Below are 17,551 nucleotides of genomic sequence, written 5' to 3'. Positions count from 1 at the left end.
GTGTTTTTTAATATTGTAAGAATTTATTTGTTATTGCAATAATTTATCTATATTTGAGGGCTAAGTTGTTTGTATTAACAACAAGACAAAACTCTTTTCCAAAAACCAATTTTATTTTTTGAATAGGATTAATATCCGAAAATAATTTTCAAAGTAAATTGGAATTTTTAATGGTAAAAAAATACATTGTCTTTTTTATTTTATGGCCTTTTAGTTTTGCTTTTGCGCAAGAAACAATTTTTAGAGGAGTTGTTATTGATGCCAAAACGCAAAATCCTCTTGAGAATGTTGTAGTCAGCATTCAGAATTCTTCTATAACAAAACTTACTTCAAAAAGCGGCAAATTTGAACTGCATTCTTCTATAGAGGGAGAGCAGCTGCTTTTAATTCACAGCCAAGACTGCAAAGACTTGCTTCTGAAAATTCATTCGAATTTTGGTCAGATTATATATCTCGGCGTATTACAATTAGAAGATATTTATTCAGATGAAGTTCCAGCCGCATTGATAACTTTATTAGACAGTGATTTGTCTGATGATAGCAGCTCATCTGAAATGACTTCGGGGCTTTTGCAATTTTCAAAAGATGCTTTTATGCAGGCTTCGGCATTTAATTGGAGTCAGGCAAGATTTAGGATTCGCGGCCTAGACAGCGAAAATGGCACAATGATGCTAAACGGAATGACAATGAATAAAATCTACGACGGCAGACCGCAATGGAATAATTGGGGCGGATTAAATAATGTCCTACGCAATCAGGATTTTTCGATTGGAACAGCAGCTTCAAATTATACTTTTGGAGGTATTCTAGGAACGCAGCAGATTTTTACACGAGCTTCTCTTTATCGAAAAGGATCACAGCTTACCTTTTCAGGAAGTAATACAACTTATAGTTTACGAGCAATTGCAACGTATGCTTCAGGAATGAGTACTTCGGGCTGGGCTTATGTGGTTTCAGCAGGTAAAAGATGGGCGGACGAAGGCTATTTTGAAGGAACAAATTTTGATGCCGATTCTTTTTTTATGAGTGTCGAAAAGAAATTAAACAATAAGCATTCTCTCAATTTTACAGGGTTTTATACGCCAAATTCCCGCGGGAAAAATTCGCCAAATACAGCAGAAGTAACTAGTTTAATGGGAGAAACATACAATTCGTATTGGGGATTTCAGAATGGAAAAAAACGAAATGCAAGAGTGAAAAAGGTTGAAGAACCTCTTTTTATGCTTAATCATTATTTTAAAATAGATGAAAAAACAAACCTGAATTCGAGCCTAATGTATCAATTTGGGAAAGTTGGAAACAGTACAATTGATTATCAAAATGCAGATAGTCCCGATCCAGTTTATTATAGAAAAATGCCAAGTTATTTTAGTTCACTTTATGCAAAAGATAAAGGAGAGTTTTCAGGCGAATTTACTCCAGATTATGAAAATGCAGAGAAAAGTAAAAACATATTTTTGACAAATTCCCAAATAGATTGGAATACCATTTATTTGGCAAATCAAAAACTAGGACAAAATGGTTATGAGTCAGCGCAAAGTCATTATATTCTATACGAAGACAGAACAGATGATAAAACTTTTGCAGCAAATTCTAACCTAAATACCCAGATTACTCCAAATATTTCTTTTGATGGAGGAGTTACGTACCGAAATTTAAAATCGCATAATTTTCAATATTTACTAGATCTTCTCGGCGGAAAATATTTTGAAGATATTGATCCATTTTACAAAGGAGATTTTTCTCAATCTGATTTACAGAACCCAAATAGACAGGTAAAAGAGGGAGATGTTTTTGGTTACAATTATAATTTTTTAGCCAATACAATCGATGCTTTTACACAGTTTAAATTTTCTTATAATAAAACTGAGTTTTATTTGGCACAATCGTATTCAGTGTCTAATTATCAAAGAGAAGGATTGTATCAAAACGGAATTTATGCAACTGCATCTTTAGGAAAAAGTGAGAAAATAAATTTTGAGAATTTTGGTTTCAAAGGAGGTTTCACCTATAAAATTTCGGGAAAACAATGGCTGTTTTTTAATGGAGCACATCTTACAAGAGCGCCGTCTCTTCGAAATACATTTTCAAATTCACGTTTAAATAATAATATAGTAAATGGAATAGAAAGTGAGAATATAAGCAGTGCCGAAGCTAATTATGTGTATAGTTCTCCAAAGCTTAAAATGCGGTTAACGGCTTATTATACTTTAATTAAAAACACGTCAAAAACGTCTTTTTTTTATGCCGAAGGAATTTTTGATAATGGCGCAGGTTATGATGCAACAGATGCTTTTGTAAGTCAGACTTTAACACATTTAGATAAGAAAAATACTGGAGCAGAACTGAGTTTTGAATATCAAATCTCATCAACATTAAAAACAACTTTAAGTGCTGCTTACGGTAATTATATTTACAGCAGTAATCCAGATGTATCGATTACAAATGATGCAAATGCAGCAAAAGATGGTGCACAAACTACTTTTGACTTTGGTTCCGCCTATCTTAAAAATTACAAACAATCTGGAACGCCTCAAAGCGCCTTTTCAGTTGGTTTAGAATATCGTGATCCTAAATTCTGGTGGATTGGAACTAATATAAATTATTTGACAGATAATTATATTGATGTTTCTCCAATTTCTCGAACTTCTCAGTTCTATATTAATCCCGCAAATGGATTTCCTTTTCCCGAAGCAACATCAGGAAGAGGGAATGAATTATTAAAACAAGAAAAGTTTGATCCTGTAAGCTTATTAAATATTAATGGCGGAAAATCTTGGAGGGTTCATAAAAAATATATCGGACTTTTTGCCAGCATTAATAATGTTTTGAATTCAATGTATAAAACGGGCGGTTTTGAGCAGGCACGGAATGCAAACTTTAGAGCCTTAAATCAGGATGTATCCAGTGAAACACCTTCTTTTGGACCAAAATATTATTATGGTTACGGCAGAACTTATTTCTTAAATCTCACAATCGGTTTATAAACGAAAATTTATTTATCATGAAAAATATAATCCTAAACTCATTTTTTGCGTCATTATCGCTGTTTGTTTTTGGCTGCAGCACCGAAGTTGAAACCCCAAAACTAGTTTGTACACAGCCTGATTTTACAGTAAATAAAACAGTCGAAAAAGTGTACGAACTTTCAAGCAGTGCGGCAAAGCAATATTTGTATGATGATATTATTGAAGCTTATGTAGTATCGAGTGACGAAGGAGGGAACTTTTTTAAAACCATTTCACTGCAAACAAAAGCAACAGCTAACAGCCCTGCAGTGGGGTTTAGTGTTCCAGTTGATGTTTCGAATACTTATATTGATTACCGTTTGGGGAACAAAGTTTATGTCAAACTCAAAAATCAATTCACGGATTTGTATTATGGAGGTTTAAGAATAGGAAGTTTATATGTTAGCAATTCAGGAGATCCTGCCATTGGCAGAATTTCTCAGAATGACTTTAAGAATGTATTAAATGCCTCGTGTACTATAATTGATGAAAACCAATTAGTAGAGTCACTTTCTATAGAAGAGTCACTTGTGGATAGTAAATTAAATACACTAATAGAGTTCAACGATGTAGAATTTACAGAAGCAGCTCTTGATCGACATTATTTTGAAGAATCAAATAATGTAGGAGGGGCAACAAATTGGAACTTGCGTGATAAAACTGGAAATCAAATTATTTTTAGAACAAGCAGTTATGCAAAATTTGCAGATCATTTTGTGCCAGAAGGAAGTGGGAAGGTTAGAGGAATTTTAACCAAATTTGGTTCAGATTATCAATTAATGGTACGATCTGAAAATGATGTTGTAATGAATGGGAAAAGAAATACTCCGTTTTTTTCAGAAGATTTCCAAACAGTTAAAAACAATGTCAATTTTGCACTTCCGGGTTGGAGTAATATTGTAGAAAAAGCAACAAAATTATGGAAAAGTATCGTTTATGCAGGAAATGGCTATGCCGAATTTAATACCACAAGCACAACAGCTGCAGAAAATATTGCCTGGTTGGTTTCTCCAAAAATTAATTTAACAGGATATAAGAATGCAATATTGTCTTTTAGAAGTGCACAACATGATTTAAAAGTGGATTCGCCGTTAAATACACTCGAAGTTTACGTTTCAACAAATTTTGATGGTTCGAATGTAACCAAAGCAAAATGGACGAAACTGGATGCAAAGGTTCCTGCGCTTTCAACTCCTGCGCGACAATTTATAAGTTCAGGCGGTATCGATTTATCATCTTATTCAGGAAATATCCATATCGGTTTTAGATATGTGGGATCAGGAAAAGATAAAACACTTAATGGTGCTTTTATGGTTGATGATGTAAAGATTTTTGGAGAAAAGTAAAATAGAGTTCAAAATTCAGTTTTAATCTGTTGTAGAGCATTTTGACCTTTTTTAAGCTTTAAAGTGTTAAATTTTGATAGAATTTTGTATTTTGGTCATCCCAAATCAATACAAAAACAAAATGAAAATCTACTTTATTGCCATCATATTGATGGTATTTCCTCTCTTAGCACATAGCCAGGACGATATTCCTGTGAAATTAAAGCAAATTAATATTGTAAAAACAAATTACCAGAACTCAAAAGACGGTGAAATTGTAAACAAGACAGTTGCATTTAAAGATGGAAAACTTCAAACAATTACCACTTCAGACGTTATTCAGCATTTTTTTTATAATAAAAATGGTCTGCTTGATATGACTGTTAAAGACAAAGTGGGCAGCGACTGGAAAGAAGTTATTAATTACACTTATAATGCCGATAATAACATTACTAAATTTGTAAAAAAATATCAGGAAGGACCTGACTATATAACTAAAGTGGTCACTTTTGTATACGAAGGAGCTCGAGTTAAAGTGACTACTAAAAAAAGTACCAATCACCAAAACTTAGTTGATGATATCGAATATATAGTAGAAAATGGAATTATCGTAAGACGTACTTCTCGCGACAGAAACAAAGCAATCATTGGGAAAATCGAATATGTTTACGTAAACGATAATGTATCTAAACATAAAGGATTAGTTGGAGATAAAATTTCTAAATCATTCACTTATGATGATAAAAAATCTGTAGATCAGCTAATTGTTCAAAGTCTTTTTGGGGACAATTATAAAGTAATTGTTCCAATGATTTCTTATCATGAAGATGAATTTAGTTTTGAGTCGATTTCATATAACAACGAAATGAATTTTAGCCCGTCGTCGACTGTATTAGTTGCCGTAAGCAGAAAATATAAATACAACAAATTAAATTTTCCAATTTCGTGTTCGCAAATTGAAGAAAACGGAATCGTAAAAACAGAGAAAACCTTTATTTACGAATAAATACGTTTTAAATCGTTTTTAAGCCATTTGTAAACAAGTTTTATAAAAGAAAATTCTTTGTAAAACATAGTTTATAAATGGCTTATCTTTTTAAATACAATTTAAAAACCTAATTCTATAATTGTAAGTAGCAGGCAAATCATTAAATTTGCAACTTATTCAAAGCTATGTTAGAAAAAGAAGTTATAAATTTTGAGAGAACCGCCATTGTTGGTATTATAACTCAAAATCAAAGTGAGGAAAAACTTAACGAATATTTGGACGAATTAGAGTTTTTGACTTTTACCGCTGGTGGTGAAGTTATAAAACGTTTTTCGCAAAAAATGGAGCGTCCAAATCCCAAGACATTTGTAGGTACAGGAAAAATAGACGAAATCCATCTTTTTGTAAAAGAAAACAATATATCGACTTTAATTTTTGATGACGAATTATCGCCGTCTCAACAAAAGAATATTTCAAGAATTATTGATTGTAAAATTCTTGACAGAACCAATTTGATTCTGGATATTTTTGCACAGAGAGCTGAAACTTCGTACGCAAGAACCCAGGTAGAGTTGGCGCAATGCCAATATTTATTACCAAGACTTTCTGGTTTATGGACGCACCTTGAGCGTCAAAAAGGAGGAATTGGAATGCGTGGTCCTGGTGAAACAGAGATTGAAACAGATAGACGTATTGTACGTGACCGAATTTCACTTTTGAAGGATAAGATTAAAACGATCGACAAACAAATGAGTATTCAAAGAAGTAATCGCGGAGCAATGGTTCGTGTGGCTTTAGTTGGATATACAAACGTTGGAAAATCGACTTTGATGAATGCCATTGGTAAAAGTGATGTTTTTGTCGAAAACAAATTGTTTGCAACTTTAGATACAACGGTTAGAAAAGTGGTAATTAAAAATTTACCATTTTTACTTTCTGATACCGTTGGTTTCATCAGAAAATTGCCAACACAATTAGTAGATTCTTTCAAAAGTACACTTGATGAGGTTCGTGAGGCCGATTTACTTTTGCATGTTGTAGATATTTCGCATCCAGATTTTGAAGATCATATCGAATCTGTAAATCAAACTTTGCAGGAAATCAAAAGTAATGATAAACCAACGATTATGGTTTTTAATAAAATTGATGCTTACAAACATTTGACTATCGATGAAGATGATTTGATTACCGAAAGAACCAGAAAACATTATACACTAGAGGAATGGAAACAAACTTGGATGAGTAATGTTGGAGAAAATAATACTTTGTTTATTTCGGCAACACAAAAACAAAATTTTGAAGAATTTAGAGAAATGGTATATGAAGCCGTTCGCCAGATTCATATAACGAGATTTCCGTATAACAAATTTTTGTATCCAGATTATAAGGATGCAGTTGAAAAAGAAGAACAAGAATAAGTTAATTTTACTGTAAAGAACACAAAGATTCTTATAAACGGTCTTTTATTAAAACACAAAGTTCGCAAAGCTAAATCTATATAGCTTTGCGAACTTTGTGTTTTTTGAGATACTTTAGTCAGCGCTCTCTGTGGTAAAATTAGGCGGTTTGCAGTTTAAATTAAAAACCAAAATTAACTCCTAAACCAAATACTTCTCTAGTTTGAAATCCTTGAAAAGCATTATCATCATAAATCGCTTGGAAAGATAAGTTTGCCGATAGGAATTTATTAATTTTCATAACAATATTCAGCGAGTAATTGATGTCTACATTTTGTGGATCTTCTAAATAATTAGAGTAAAGATTTAAAGTATTTTCGGCAGTTACATTGGTCATGATTGCCAGCTTATAGTAAACAGAGGCATAAAAACCTAATTCGTAACGCATACTTTTGTTAGCATCTACACCAAAATAAGCACCATCAACATAAGGTAATCCTGTTGCTTGATCTATTCCAGAAGTATATGCGCTGTCAACAAATGTAAATTTTGATGTTAAAGGAGCGAAGTTTATTTTAAGATTATCGTCTTTTGTCCAGTAAATTCCGGGACCTGTAGTAAGATAACCAGGAGACATAAATTTAGTGTTTTCGGTTCTAATTTCTTTTCCGTTAGCATCTTGTCCATAAACATAGCCAGTTGTAAATTGTGTTCTGAAATTTAGGAAATAAGAGTAGTACCATTCTCCAAAAGCTCGTTTTCCGACAATGGAATTAAATTCCAATCGGTCATCTGTCTTTTTTCCAAAATCGGCATTTTTGGTTTGTAAAAGCCCGTATGAAGCTAAAACTTTATTGTCCCAAGTTAAGTCCTCTTTTTTGTAATTGAAATCATAATTGATTCCCAAAGTTCCAGAAAAGCTGTCTTCTCCTCCGGCAATCCAATTGTTAAAGCTTGACTGATTCAGCAAAAGAGACACAGTTCCTTTTGCCTTCCAGCCATCTTCCTCAATAGTATCGTTTATTTTTTTTACCGCTTTTTCGGTATTTTGAATTAATTCTTTTTCTGAATTTTGTGCCTGAACAAAAGTAAAGTTCGCTAAAATGAAGAGTAATAACGTCAGCTTTCTCATGGTTATTTAGTTTAAGTGTATTAACAAATATACTAAAAACGCTTAAAAGGTTAAGGCATAATTGATCGAAAAAGCAAGTTATTTCTTAGATTCCTTGTACAAAGGGACTGCAGAGCAAGCTTCGCCGTACATTATACTTCGGGCAAAGGATTGAAGGTTGTTTGCTGCTAAAATATAAGCTCGCATTGGTACTGGTTTTCTTGAGCAGCCTTTTACAATGACAGGTTTGTTCTTGTAAACCGAATAATCGATTTTACTTAAGATTTCTTCATATAAGCTAGCATCTAAATCTTCGATAGTTCCATTGACTACTTTTTTTGCATAAGGCGCTAAATGGAGGCCTACTAAAATTAAAGCCCAAGCCGGAACGATAGCGTCTGTACTACAATGCACAGCAACATATTGATCTTGGTATTGTGACCAATCGTGATTTTTAAGGTATTCTCTAAAGTCTTTTTCTTTCAATAAAAATCCTTCCAAAAGCCATTGCGAAATGTCAATTTGCGTACGGATTCCTTTTGGATAATAATCCTCAAGATCAAAAACTTCTAAAGCACTATTGGCAACTTTATTAATGATTTCTTCCATTCTGTAAGTCTTAAAGTCGAGTGTCGAAAGTCGTAAAGTCCTTTATTTTAGACTTTATGACTTTCAACTTTATGACTATTTTTTAAAGCATTCCTAATTCTAATTTTGCTTCTTCGCTCATTAAATCTTTACTCCAAGGCGGATCAAAAGTAATTTCTACATCAACATCTTTGATGTTTTCGATAGTTTTTACTTTTTCTTCTACCTCTCTTGGTAAGCTTTCTGCAACTGGGCAGTTTGGAGATGTAAGTGTCATTAAGATTTTTACTTCGTAATCTGTGTTTACCATTACATCGTAAATTAATCCTAATTCATAAATATCAACAGGAATCTCAGGATCGTAAATTCCTTTTAAAACTTTTACGATTGATTCTCCTAATTCGTTTGTGTCTATTTCTTGTTCCATTTTGTTATTTGTTTTTTCGCCACGAATTTCACAAATTTCCCGAATTTAAAAATTAGTGTCAATTCGTGAAATTCGTGGCAAAAGAAATTTAATTTTTATTTTTTGCGTCAAAAGCCAAAGCGTACATTTTGATGTTTTTGATCATCGAAACCAAACCGTTGGCACGTGTTGCTGATAAATGTTCTTTTAAACCAATTTCGTCAATAAAATCAGTATCTGCATTTATAATATCTTCTGCTTTTTGATTGGAGAAAGCGCGAATTAAAATCGCAATTATTCCTTTTGTTAAAATAGCATCACTATCAGCCGTAAAAATAATTTTGTCATCTTTTTGTTCGCCTTGAAGCCAAACTTTAGATTGACATCCTTTGATTAAATTCTCGTCGGTTTTGTATTCTTCTTTAATTAACGGAAGACTTTTTCCTAGTTCAATGATGTATTCATAACGCTGCATCCAGTCGTCGAACATCGAAAATTCGTCTATTATTTCGTTTTGAATTTCTTTAATTGTCATAATTATTCTTTAGCAAAATCAACCAGCAAATTTACCAGTTTTTCTATTTCCTTTGGAGGAAAACCATTGTCGAAACCTTTTGTTTCGTAGGTTTTTTGATTTTGAGTTACTTTTAAATTTCCAATCGCGGCACCATCGTAAAAACGTTTTTCTGTTGGAGCTTTTAAATTTGGAATATTTTCTAAATTTATTTTCGAAAATTCAGCGACAATTTGTTTCCATTTTGCCTCATCAATTTTAGTTTCTACCGTTTCCGCATTTCTGCCATTGGTAACGGCTGCTGTTTTATTTTGAACAATTATCTTTTTGTAAATTCCTCTTGAAACGGCAGTGTATTCCAATTGTGTTTTGGTCATATCTGCTTTTTTTTGACTGGAACAGCTCGTTCCAATAAAAAGAGTTAAGAGTAATAAAGATAATATTCTCATATAAAAGGTTTTTAGCTCAGCATTGTTTGGGCTTTCTTAACTGCATCAACCATTAGATCAATTTCTTCTTTGGTGTTGTAAAAAGAAAAAGAAGCACGAATTGTTCCCGGAATGCAGAAAAAATTCATAATTGGCTGTGCGCAATGATGTCCAGTTCTAACTGCAATTCCTAATTTGTCGATAATTGAACCAATATCGTATGGATGAATTCCATCAATATTAAATGAAACCACAGAAGCTTTATTCTTTCCAGTTCCGTAGATTCTTAAACCTTCAATTTCAGATAAACGCTTTGTAGCGTACTCTAAAAGTTCGTGCTCATATTCCTGAATATTTTCGAAACCAATATTGTTTAAATAATCAATCGCAGTTCCTAAAACAATTCCGCCCGCGATATTTGGAGTTCCGGCTTCGAATTTATGAGGTAAATCTGCGTAAGTTGTCTTTTCGAAAGTCACTTCTTTAATCATTTCGCCGCCGCCTTGATAAGGAGGAAGTTTGTTCAGCCATTCTTCTTTTCCGTACAAAATTCCAGTTCCAGTTGGACCGCACATTTTATGTCCTGAAAAAGCATAAAAATCACAATCTAATTCCTGAACATTTGGTTTTAAATGCGGAACTGCCTGTGCGCCATCAATCAAAACTGCAGCACCAACATTGTGAGCTTTGTCAATAATATATTTGATAGGATTGATGATTCCGAGTGCATTCGAAATATGATTTACCGTAACCACTTTTGTTTTTTCTGAAAGGAGAGCATCAAATTCATCGATGATTAATTCTCCATTTTCATTCATCGGAATCACTTTCAAAACAGCGCCGGTTTTTTCACATAACATTTGCCAAGGCACAATATTGCTATGATGCTCTAGTGAAGAAACAATTACTTCGTCGCCAGGTTTCAAGATTGAAGCAAAACCATTTGTAACTAAGTTGATTCCGTGTGTAGTTCCCGAAGTAAAAAGTACTTCGTGAGCGTGTTTTGCATTTATGTGGTCTTTTACTTTGCCACGAGAAATCTCGTAAGCATCAGTAGCTAATTGGCTTAAAGTGTGAACGCCACGATGAATATTGGCATTAATTTCTTGATAATATTTTACTTCGGCATCAATCACAATTTGTGGTTTTTGCGAAGTAGCTCCGTTGTCGAAATATACTAATGGCTTTCCGTTTACAGTTTGCGAAAGTATTGGGAAATCAGCTCTTATTTTTTGAATATCTAGCATGTCTTATTTAGAAAAAATCTATTTACAAAAGTACTAAAACTAAATTTGTTTATACAGCAATTCTATAATTTCCTTTTATAGCGCCATTGTCAGCTGTTGTAAATATTGATTCCGTAAAAAATAATTCTGTTTTTTGAATTATCCGAAACAGATTTGTAAATTGAGCTCTAAAATCGTGAGCATAAATTATTTATATTGCAATAAAAATATCTAAATAGTCATGAAAAAGTTTCTCAAAGTATTTCTGCTTGTTTTGGTTCTTGCCTTTTTGTATTTCGGATTTACAACTTATCCGAAACTTGATTTGATTTCTGGTTTCTCGGCCAAAAGTGTCGCGTCAGGACATTTTATAGATAATCGTCCATTGGATTTAATTGAAAAAACAGACAATGATATCGATATGATTGATTTGGCTAAAAATTCCATTGATGATGCTGGAAAATTTGCAGTTTCATCTGTTTATGGATTAAAAGAAAGAAAAGCAATCTATAGAGAAGGTTTGGGAGCTTTATTAATTAATGATGATTTTGATATTTCGGAACCGTACCTGCTTCCAAAAAGAACAAAATTGATTAATAATCTTCCTTTTCCTTACGGAAATAATGAACCAAAAGATTCTGCTTTCGCAAATGTCGACTATGTAAAATTGAAGAAAGCTGTTGATGATTCTTTTGATAAAGATGGTGGGAAAAAGAAAAGAACTCGCGCTGTTGTTGTTCTATATAAAGACAGATTAATTGCCGAAAAATATGACACAGGTTTTAATAAAGACAGTAAAATTCTGGGTTGGTCGATGACAAAAAGTATCACAAGTTCGGCTTTTGGAGTTTTGGCAAAACAAGGAAAAATTGACATTTATAAACCAGCTCCGATTAAAGAATGGCAAAATGATGAGCGTAAAAATATTACGGTTAACGATTTGCTTCACATGAATTCTGGTTTAGAATGGGAAGAGAATTACAGTACGATTTGCGATGCCACTCAAATGCTTTTTCAGTCTGAAGACATGGGGAAAGTGCAAATGGATAAGCCCGCGAAGTATAAACCAAACACACATTGGTATTATTCATCAGGAACAACCAATTTATTATCCCGAATTTTAAGAAGCCAATTTAAAACCCAACAAGAATATCTTGATTTCTGGTACAGCGCCGTAATTGATAAAATCGGAATGAACTCGATGATTGTCGAACAAGATATGTCTGGAACTTTTGTAGGTTCATCTTACGGATGGGCAACGCCAAGAGATTGGTCAAAATTTGGATTATTGTATCTTCATAAAGGAAACTGGAACGGCGAACAAATTCTGGATGAAAGTTGGGTAAAATATACAGCAACACCAACCAATACTTCTGAAGGAAAATATGGAGCTCAATTTTGGTTGAACGCGGGAGGAAAATTCCCAGATGTTCCTCGTGATATGTTTTATTGCAGTGGTTATCAAGGTCAAATGGTGGCGATTATTCCGTCTTTGGATATGGTAATTGTGAGAATGGGAGTGAAGGAAGAAGAGCCTGGATTTGATTTTAATGGGTTTTTGAAGGGGATTATTGAGAGTGTGAAGAAATAAACAATAGTTATGATAAAGAACAAAGTTTTACAGTCGGTTTTAATGATAATTGGAGGTTGGTTTTCAATCGGCTTAGGCTATTCTACTAATCTTGGTTATTCGATAATAAATACATTTTGTTTTTTAGGAGGTATTGTATTGTTTTTTATTGGAATTCTAATGTTTATTATTGCAGTAAGAGATTAAAATTTTAATAGCAAAGAGCGCAAGGAATAAAAGCGCAAAGTTCGCAAAGTTTAAAATAAACCTTTGCGAACTTTGCGAAACCTTTATGTCTTTGCGGTAAAACCTGACTACAAATCAAATCCTAAATTCACGCCTAATTTAGTAGCAATGATTTTAGTAATTCTTTGTTTTAATTCTGGTATTTTGATGCTTTCGATAACGGCATTTGAGAATGCGTACATCAATAAAGCTTTTGCTTCTTTTTGAGGAATACCACGAGATTGCATGTAGAACATTGCTGTTTCATCCAATTGTCCAACTGTACAACCGTGAGAACATTTTACGTCATCAGCAAAAATCTCCAATTGTGGTTTTGCGTTGATAGTTGCTTTGTCACTCAATAAAATATTGTTGCTTTTTTGGAAAGCGTTTGTTTTTTGAGCTTCTTTTTCTACCAATACTTTTCCGTTGAAAACTCCTGTTGAACGATCAGAAAAAATTCCTTTATAATCCTGGAAACTCTCGCAATTTGGCGTTGCGTGGTTTACCAAAGTATAATGATCAACGTGTTGTTTATCGTTTAAGATTGAAATTCCGTTTAACGTACTTGTTAATCTTTCACCAAAGTGATAAAAGTTTAAGTTGTTACGAGTTAAATTTCCACCAAAAGAGAAAGTGTGTACATAAGCATGACTTTCCTGTTGTTGTGAAACGTAAGTGTTGTCAATTAAATTGGCTTCACTGTTATCGTTTTGAATCTTATAAAAGTCAACAATAGCACGTTTTTGAGCGAAAATCTCAGTAACAGAGTTTGTTAAAACAGGATTTTCATTCAAACTTTGGTGACGCTCGATAATTTGAACATGTGAATTTTCACCCACAATAATCAAATTTCTAGGTTGAACCAATAAAGCTGCTTCATTTCCAGTTGAGAAATACATGATTTCAATTGGCTTATCGGCTACTTTCTTTTGTGGAATATTGATAAAAGCACCTTCCATTGCAAATGCAGTATTTAATGACGTTAAGCTGTCATCTTTACTTGCAATTTGATTGAAGTATTTATCAATAATCATTTTATATTTTGGTTTGGTTAATGCTGATGACATCAAGCAAACATCGATTCCGTCATGTGTTGTAGAAGACAAATGCGAACTAAATACGCCATCGACAAATACTAATTTATAAGTATCTATTTCGTGTAAAAAGTATTTTTTTACCTGACTGAATTCGATTGCATTTTCCTGCTTTGGAAAAACCGAAAAGTCATTTTTTAAGATGGCATTTAGCGAGGTATATTTCCAAGCTTCTTCTTTTTTGGTTGGGAAACCTTTATTTTCGAAGTTTTTTAAAGCATTTGTGCGTATGTCGTGTAAATCTGAATGTACATCGACACGCTCTTCAAAAGCCATAAAAGACGATACTAATTTTTCTTTTAAATCCATTTTCGTTGTTGTTTCCTTCGGTGTTTCAGGTTTCAAGTTTCAGGTTGCCTGTTGGAACTTAATTCCTTATGAATCCGTATTTTTCAGGTTTAATGTTTCATGTTTTTCTACTGAAACTTATTTCCTTTGAAATCTTTTTTATTTAGGTAAGTGATAAAGTTTTTTATTTTACCGCTTAAATTTTCATAATCCTTTTTTAAAGCTTCGAATTTTTCTTCTGAAATATATTCAAAATCAAAAACGCGATATAATTGAGATCTTGTTTCTCCGGCTGAACCTTTAGCAATCGATAAAAATTGTCGAAACTCTAAATTTCCATCTCTTTCAAAACCTTCTGCAATATTGTCCATTACAGAACCCGAAGAATCTTTTATTTGATTTTTAAATCTGAGATCTGATCTTAACTCTGTATGAACTGCAATAAGATGAATTTCTTTCGCTAAACGTCGAGCTTCTTTCCAGATTTCTAAATCTTCAAATCGAGTTATTGTCGCCATAATTTCTGTTTAAAAAATTTAAGTTTAAACTTACAAAATGTAATTCAACTTGAAACTAAAAAAACATGAAACCTGAAACAAATTTTAATTCTCTGCCTTGATCCAGTCGTATCCTTTTTCTTCTAATTCGTAAGCTAATTCTTTTCCTCCAGATTTTACGATTCTTCCGTTGTAAAGAACGTGAACGAAATCAGGAACGATATAATCTAACAAACGTTGGTAGTGTGTGATAACAATAATAGCGTTTTTGTCGCTTTTTAATTTGTTTACACCATTTGCAACAATTCTTAACGCATCGATATCAAGACCAGAATCGGTTTCATCAAGGATAGCTAATTTTGGCTCCAACATTGCCATTTGGAAAATTTCGTTTCTTTTTTTCTCTCCTCCAGAAAAACCTTCGTTTAAAGAACGAGATAAAAATTTACGATCGATTTCTAATAATTCAGATTTCTCACGAATTACTTTCAACATCTCGTTTGCCGGCATTTCTTCTTGACCGTTTGCTTTACGAGTTTCGTTGATTGCAGTTTTCATAAAGTTAGTTACACTAACTCCAGGAATTTCTACAGGATATTGAAACGAAAGGAAAACTCCTTTGTGTGCTCTTTCTTCTGGAGCTAAATCTGCAAGATCTTCTCCGTCAAGGAAAACTTCTCCGTCTGTAACTTCGTAGTTTTCGTTTCCTGCAATAACCGCAGAAAGTGTACTTTTTCCAGAACCGTTTGGTCCCATGATAGCGTGTACTTCGCCAGCTTTAACTTCTATATTAATTCCTTTTAGGATTTCTTTATCACCAATTGAGGCGTGAAGGTTTTTTATTGATAACATTGTTTTTTATTTTATATAAATGTCAATTCTATTTTTGTTTGTTGGTTTAGGATGTTGGCATTAAAATGCGCGTGACCTAAATATTCCATGCCTAAATAATCGGCTGTTTTTTGAAACGGAATGTAGAAACTTTCTTCTATTTCATTATCGTGTGAATTTGATATCACACCAATTTTCTTTCCTCTTAGTTTTCTTCCGGTTTCTTTTTCAATTCGGATTAAATCTGAAAACCGATCAAAAAAGACCTTCATAATTCCGCTCATATTATACCAATAAATGGGCGTTGCAAAAATGAAAGTATCATGATTTTCGATAATCTTTTTAATCAAAGGCAAAAAATCATCTTCTATATTTTTGCTTTCGTAATCATAATATGAAATATTATAATCACTTAGATTTACTACATCAATATGGTGTTCTTTCGCAATTTCGTCCACAATTTTTGTTGTGTTGCCGTTTTTTCGGGAAGAACCTAAAATGATGATTTTTTTATTTTCCATCTTCAAATTATCCTACAGAACCTTCTAAAGAAATCTCTAACAATTTTTGAGCTTCAACAGCAAATTCCATCGGAAGTTTGTTCAATACATCTTTACTGAAACCGTTTACAATTAAGGCAATCGCTTTTTCAGTCGGGATACCTCTTTGGTTGCAATAAAAAACCTGATCTTCTCCAATTTTACTTGTGGTTGCTTCGTGCTCAATTTTAGCCGATGGATTTTTACTTTCGATATAAGGGAAAGTATGTGCACCACAATTGTTACCCATTAACAATGAATCACATTGAGAAAAGTTTCTTGCGTTCTCTGCTCTTGGCGAAATTTGCACTAAACCACGGTAACTGTTTTGTGATTTTCCAGCTGAAATACCTTTAGAAATAATAGTCGATTTAGTGTTTTTTCCTAAATGGATCATTTTAGTTCCCGTATCAGCTTGTTGGTAATTATTGGTAACAGCAATTGAATAAAATTCTCCAACCGAATTATCTCCTTTAAGTACGCAAGAAGGATATTTCCAAGTTACAGCAGAACCTGTTTCAACCTGTGTCCAAGAAATTTTAGCGTTTGTTTCGCATAAACCTCTTTTCGTTACAAAGTTGTAAACCCCACCTTTTCCTTCTTTGTTTCCTGGGAACCAGTTTTGAACGGTCGAATATTTAATTTCAGCATCATCCAAAGCGATTAATTCAACCACAGCAGCGTGTAATTGATTTTCGTCGCGACTAGGAGCTGTACATCCTTCTAAATAAGAAACGTAACTTCCTGCATCTGCAATAACAAGCGTTCTTTCAAATTGCCCTGTTCCTGCCTGATTAATTCTGAAATAAGTTGAAAGTTCCATTGGGCAGCGAACGCCTTTTGGAATATAACAGAAACTTCCGTCAGAGAAAACTGCTGAGTTTAATGCTGCATAGAAGTTGTCTTTTTGAGGTACAACAGTTCCTAAATATTTTTTTACCAATTCAGGATGTTCTTTGATAGCTTCAGAAATTGGACAGAAAATAATTCCTTTTTCGGCCAATGTTTTCTTGAAAGTTGTTGCTACAGAAACAGAATCGACAACAATATCCATAGCGACATTGTTCATCATTTTTTGCTCATCAACAGAAATTCCAAGTTTTTTGTACATCTCTAATAATTCTGGATCAACATCGTCCAAAGTTTTATTAGGATCTACTTGTTTTGGAGCTGAATAATAAGAAATGGCCTGAAAGTCTGGTTTTTCATAACGAACATTTGCCCATTCTGGCTCAATCATTTCTTTCCAAGCACGGAAAGCCTCGATGCGCCATTCGGTCATCCATTCAGGTTCTTCTTTTTTAAGAGAAATAGCTCTTACGATGTCTTCGTTTAAGCCAATAGGAAACGTTTCAGATTCTATATTGGTATAAAATCCGTATTCGTATTCTTTAGTTTCGAGTTCGATTTTTAAATCGTCTTCAGTGTATTTGCTCATTATATTTTTATTGTCTAAAAAGTTTGAAAGTCCAAAGATTGAAAGTCAATCGAAGTCTTTATGACTTTACGACTT

General features: G+C 33.2%; 17 protein-coding genes. 6 read left to right on the top strand and 11 right to left on the bottom strand.

Going from position 1 to position 17,551, the window contains the following annotated elements; translation table 11 throughout:
- Positions 1–170 precede the first annotated feature (170 nt).
- The 4 genes from ACHRVL_RS02320 (at position 171) to hflX (ending at position 6,739) form a co-directional block, all read left to right on the top strand.
- Positions 171–2,987, top strand: a complete 2,817-nt coding sequence (locus tag ACHRVL_RS02320) for a TonB-dependent receptor (RefSeq protein WP_395410030.1) — start codon at positions 171–173, stop codon at positions 2,985–2,987.
- Between the two features lie 17 nt (positions 2,988–3,004).
- Positions 3,005–4,354, top strand: coding sequence for a DUF5689 domain-containing protein (locus tag ACHRVL_RS02315; RefSeq protein WP_395410028.1), 1,350 nt, complete (start codon positions 3,005–3,007; stop codon positions 4,352–4,354).
- A 121-nt stretch (positions 4,355–4,475) separates the two neighbouring features.
- Positions 4,476–5,339 (top strand): hypothetical protein, encoded by an 864-nt coding sequence (locus ACHRVL_RS02310; RefSeq protein WP_395410026.1) that lies wholly within the window; start codon positions 4,476–4,478, stop codon positions 5,337–5,339.
- A gap of 167 nt (positions 5,340–5,506) precedes the next feature.
- The gene (gene hflX / locus ACHRVL_RS02305; RefSeq protein ID WP_129023478.1) at positions 5,507–6,739 is read left to right on the top strand and encodes a GTPase HflX; all 1,233 of its coding nucleotides are present in this window, start codon (positions 5,507–5,509) and stop codon (positions 6,737–6,739) included.
- A gap of 160 nt (positions 6,740–6,899) precedes the next feature.
- On the opposite strand, the gene ACHRVL_RS02300 is transcribed toward hflX, so the two are convergent.
- The 6 genes from ACHRVL_RS02300 to ACHRVL_RS02275 form a co-directional block, all read right to left on the bottom strand.
- Complete coding sequence (locus ACHRVL_RS02300; protein WP_370431410.1) at positions 6,900–7,850, bottom strand: DUF3078 domain-containing protein; 951 nt, start codon at positions 7,848–7,850, stop codon at positions 6,900–6,902.
- Positions 7,851–7,928: 78 nt separating this feature from the next.
- Positions 7,929–8,438, bottom strand: coding sequence for a DUF2480 family protein (locus ACHRVL_RS02295; RefSeq protein WP_395410023.1), 510 nt, complete (start codon positions 8,436–8,438; stop codon positions 7,929–7,931).
- 82 nt (positions 8,439–8,520) lie between these two features.
- Positions 8,521–8,844 carry an SUF system Fe-S cluster assembly protein gene (locus tag ACHRVL_RS02290; RefSeq protein WP_017494560.1) on the bottom strand — a complete coding sequence of 108 codons (324 nt, stop codon included), beginning with the start codon at positions 8,842–8,844 and terminating at the stop codon, positions 8,521–8,523.
- A gap of 88 nt (positions 8,845–8,932) precedes the next feature.
- On the bottom strand, positions 8,933–9,358 hold the full coding sequence (locus tag ACHRVL_RS02285; RefSeq protein ID WP_395410022.1) for a SufE family protein: 426 nt from the start codon (positions 9,356–9,358) through the stop codon (positions 8,933–8,935).
- A gap of 2 nt (positions 9,359–9,360) precedes the next feature.
- Positions 9,361–9,786, bottom strand: coding sequence for a hypothetical protein (locus ACHRVL_RS02280; RefSeq protein WP_395410021.1), 426 nt, complete (start codon positions 9,784–9,786; stop codon positions 9,361–9,363).
- Positions 9,787–9,797: 11 nt separating this feature from the next.
- Complete coding sequence (locus ACHRVL_RS02275) at positions 9,798–11,012, bottom strand: aminotransferase class V-fold PLP-dependent enzyme (RefSeq protein ID WP_395410019.1); 1,215 nt, start codon at positions 11,010–11,012, stop codon at positions 9,798–9,800.
- Between the two features lie 220 nt (positions 11,013–11,232).
- On the opposite strand from ACHRVL_RS02275, the gene ACHRVL_RS02270 reads away from it, so the two are divergent.
- Both ACHRVL_RS02270 and ACHRVL_RS02265 read left to right on the top strand, forming a co-directional pair.
- Entirely contained in the window at positions 11,233–12,582 is a 1,350-nt protein-coding gene (locus ACHRVL_RS02270) for a serine hydrolase domain-containing protein (protein WP_395410017.1), read from the top strand.
- 9 nt (positions 12,583–12,591) lie between these two features.
- On the top strand, positions 12,592–12,768 hold the full coding sequence (locus ACHRVL_RS02265) for a hypothetical protein (RefSeq protein WP_395410015.1): 177 nt from the start codon (positions 12,592–12,594) through the stop codon (positions 12,766–12,768).
- A gap of 107 nt (positions 12,769–12,875) precedes the next feature.
- Here ACHRVL_RS02265 and sufD read toward each other — a convergent pair whose 3' ends face one another.
- The 5 genes from sufD to sufB all read right to left on the bottom strand — a co-directional run bounded on the left by sufD (position 12,876) and on the right by sufB (position 17,476).
- A complete protein-coding gene (sufD, locus tag ACHRVL_RS02260; protein ID WP_395410013.1) occupies positions 12,876–14,192 on the bottom strand; it encodes a Fe-S cluster assembly protein SufD in 1,317 nt (438 codons plus the stop codon).
- Positions 14,193–14,299: 107 nt separating this feature from the next.
- Positions 14,300–14,689: a four helix bundle protein gene (locus ACHRVL_RS02255; protein WP_395410011.1), complete on the bottom strand. Its 390-nt coding sequence runs from the start codon at positions 14,687–14,689 to the stop codon at positions 14,300–14,302.
- An 84-nt stretch (positions 14,690–14,773) separates the two neighbouring features.
- A complete protein-coding gene (sufC, locus tag ACHRVL_RS02250) occupies positions 14,774–15,520 on the bottom strand; it encodes a Fe-S cluster assembly ATPase SufC (protein ID WP_089053659.1) in 747 nt (248 codons plus the stop codon).
- Positions 15,521–15,531: 11 nt separating this feature from the next.
- Positions 15,532–16,020, bottom strand: coding sequence for a flavodoxin family protein (locus ACHRVL_RS02245; RefSeq protein WP_395410009.1), 489 nt, complete (start codon positions 16,018–16,020; stop codon positions 15,532–15,534).
- A gap of 7 nt (positions 16,021–16,027) precedes the next feature.
- A complete protein-coding gene (gene sufB / locus ACHRVL_RS02240) occupies positions 16,028–17,476 on the bottom strand; it encodes a Fe-S cluster assembly protein SufB (protein WP_395410007.1) in 1,449 nt (482 codons plus the stop codon).
- Positions 17,477–17,551: the final 75 nt, after the last annotated feature.

The organism is Flavobacterium sp. FlaQc-28 (assembly GCF_044007415.1).
GTDB lineage: Bacteria > Bacteroidota > Bacteroidia > Flavobacteriales > Flavobacteriaceae > Flavobacterium.
This window is presented reverse-complemented; position numbering and strand designations above follow the sequence as displayed.

Bases quoted from the DNA above. Each gene is read 5' to 3' on its own strand.
- ACHRVL_RS02320 (WP_395410030.1), top strand. From the start codon at position 171: ATGGTAAAAAAATACATTGTCTTTTTTATTTTATGGCCTTTTAGTTTT.
- ACHRVL_RS02315 (WP_395410028.1), top strand. From the start codon at position 3,005: ATGAAAAATATAATCCTAAACTCATTTTTTGCGTCATTATCGCTGTTT.
- ACHRVL_RS02310 (WP_395410026.1), top strand. From the start codon at position 4,476: ATGAAAATCTACTTTATTGCCATCATATTGATGGTATTTCCTCTCTTA.
- hflX (WP_129023478.1), top strand. From the start codon at position 5,507: ATGTTAGAAAAAGAAGTTATAAATTTTGAGAGAACCGCCATTGTTGGT.
- ACHRVL_RS02300 (WP_370431410.1), bottom strand. From the start codon at position 7,850: ATGAGAAAGCTGACGTTATTACTCTTCATTTTAGCGAACTTTACTTTT.
- ACHRVL_RS02295 (WP_395410023.1), bottom strand. From the start codon at position 8,438: ATGGAAGAAATCATTAATAAAGTTGCCAATAGTGCTTTAGAAGTTTTT.
- ACHRVL_RS02290 (WP_017494560.1), bottom strand. From the start codon at position 8,844: ATGGAACAAGAAATAGACACAAACGAATTAGGAGAATCAATCGTAAAA.
- ACHRVL_RS02285 (WP_395410022.1), bottom strand. From the start codon at position 9,358: ATGACAATTAAAGAAATTCAAAACGAAATAATAGACGAATTTTCGATG.
- ACHRVL_RS02280 (WP_395410021.1), bottom strand. From the start codon at position 9,786: ATGAGAATATTATCTTTATTACTCTTAACTCTTTTTATTGGAACGAGC.
- ACHRVL_RS02275 (WP_395410019.1), bottom strand. From the start codon at position 11,012: ATGCTAGATATTCAAAAAATAAGAGCTGATTTCCCAATACTTTCGCAA.
- ACHRVL_RS02270 (WP_395410017.1), top strand. From the start codon at position 11,233: ATGAAAAAGTTTCTCAAAGTATTTCTGCTTGTTTTGGTTCTTGCCTTT.
- ACHRVL_RS02265 (WP_395410015.1), top strand. From the start codon at position 12,592: ATGATAAAGAACAAAGTTTTACAGTCGGTTTTAATGATAATTGGAGGT.
- sufD (WP_395410013.1), bottom strand. From the start codon at position 14,192: ATGGATTTAAAAGAAAAATTAGTATCGTCTTTTATGGCTTTTGAAGAG.
- ACHRVL_RS02255 (WP_395410011.1), bottom strand. From the start codon at position 14,689: ATGGCGACAATAACTCGATTTGAAGATTTAGAAATCTGGAAAGAAGCT.
- sufC (WP_089053659.1), bottom strand. From the start codon at position 15,520: ATGTTATCAATAAAAAACCTTCACGCCTCAATTGGTGATAAAGAAATC.
- ACHRVL_RS02245 (WP_395410009.1), bottom strand. From the start codon at position 16,020: ATGGAAAATAAAAAAATCATCATTTTAGGTTCTTCCCGAAAAAACGGC.
- sufB (WP_395410007.1), bottom strand. From the start codon at position 17,476: ATGAGCAAATACACTGAAGACGATTTAAAAATCGAACTCGAAACTAAA.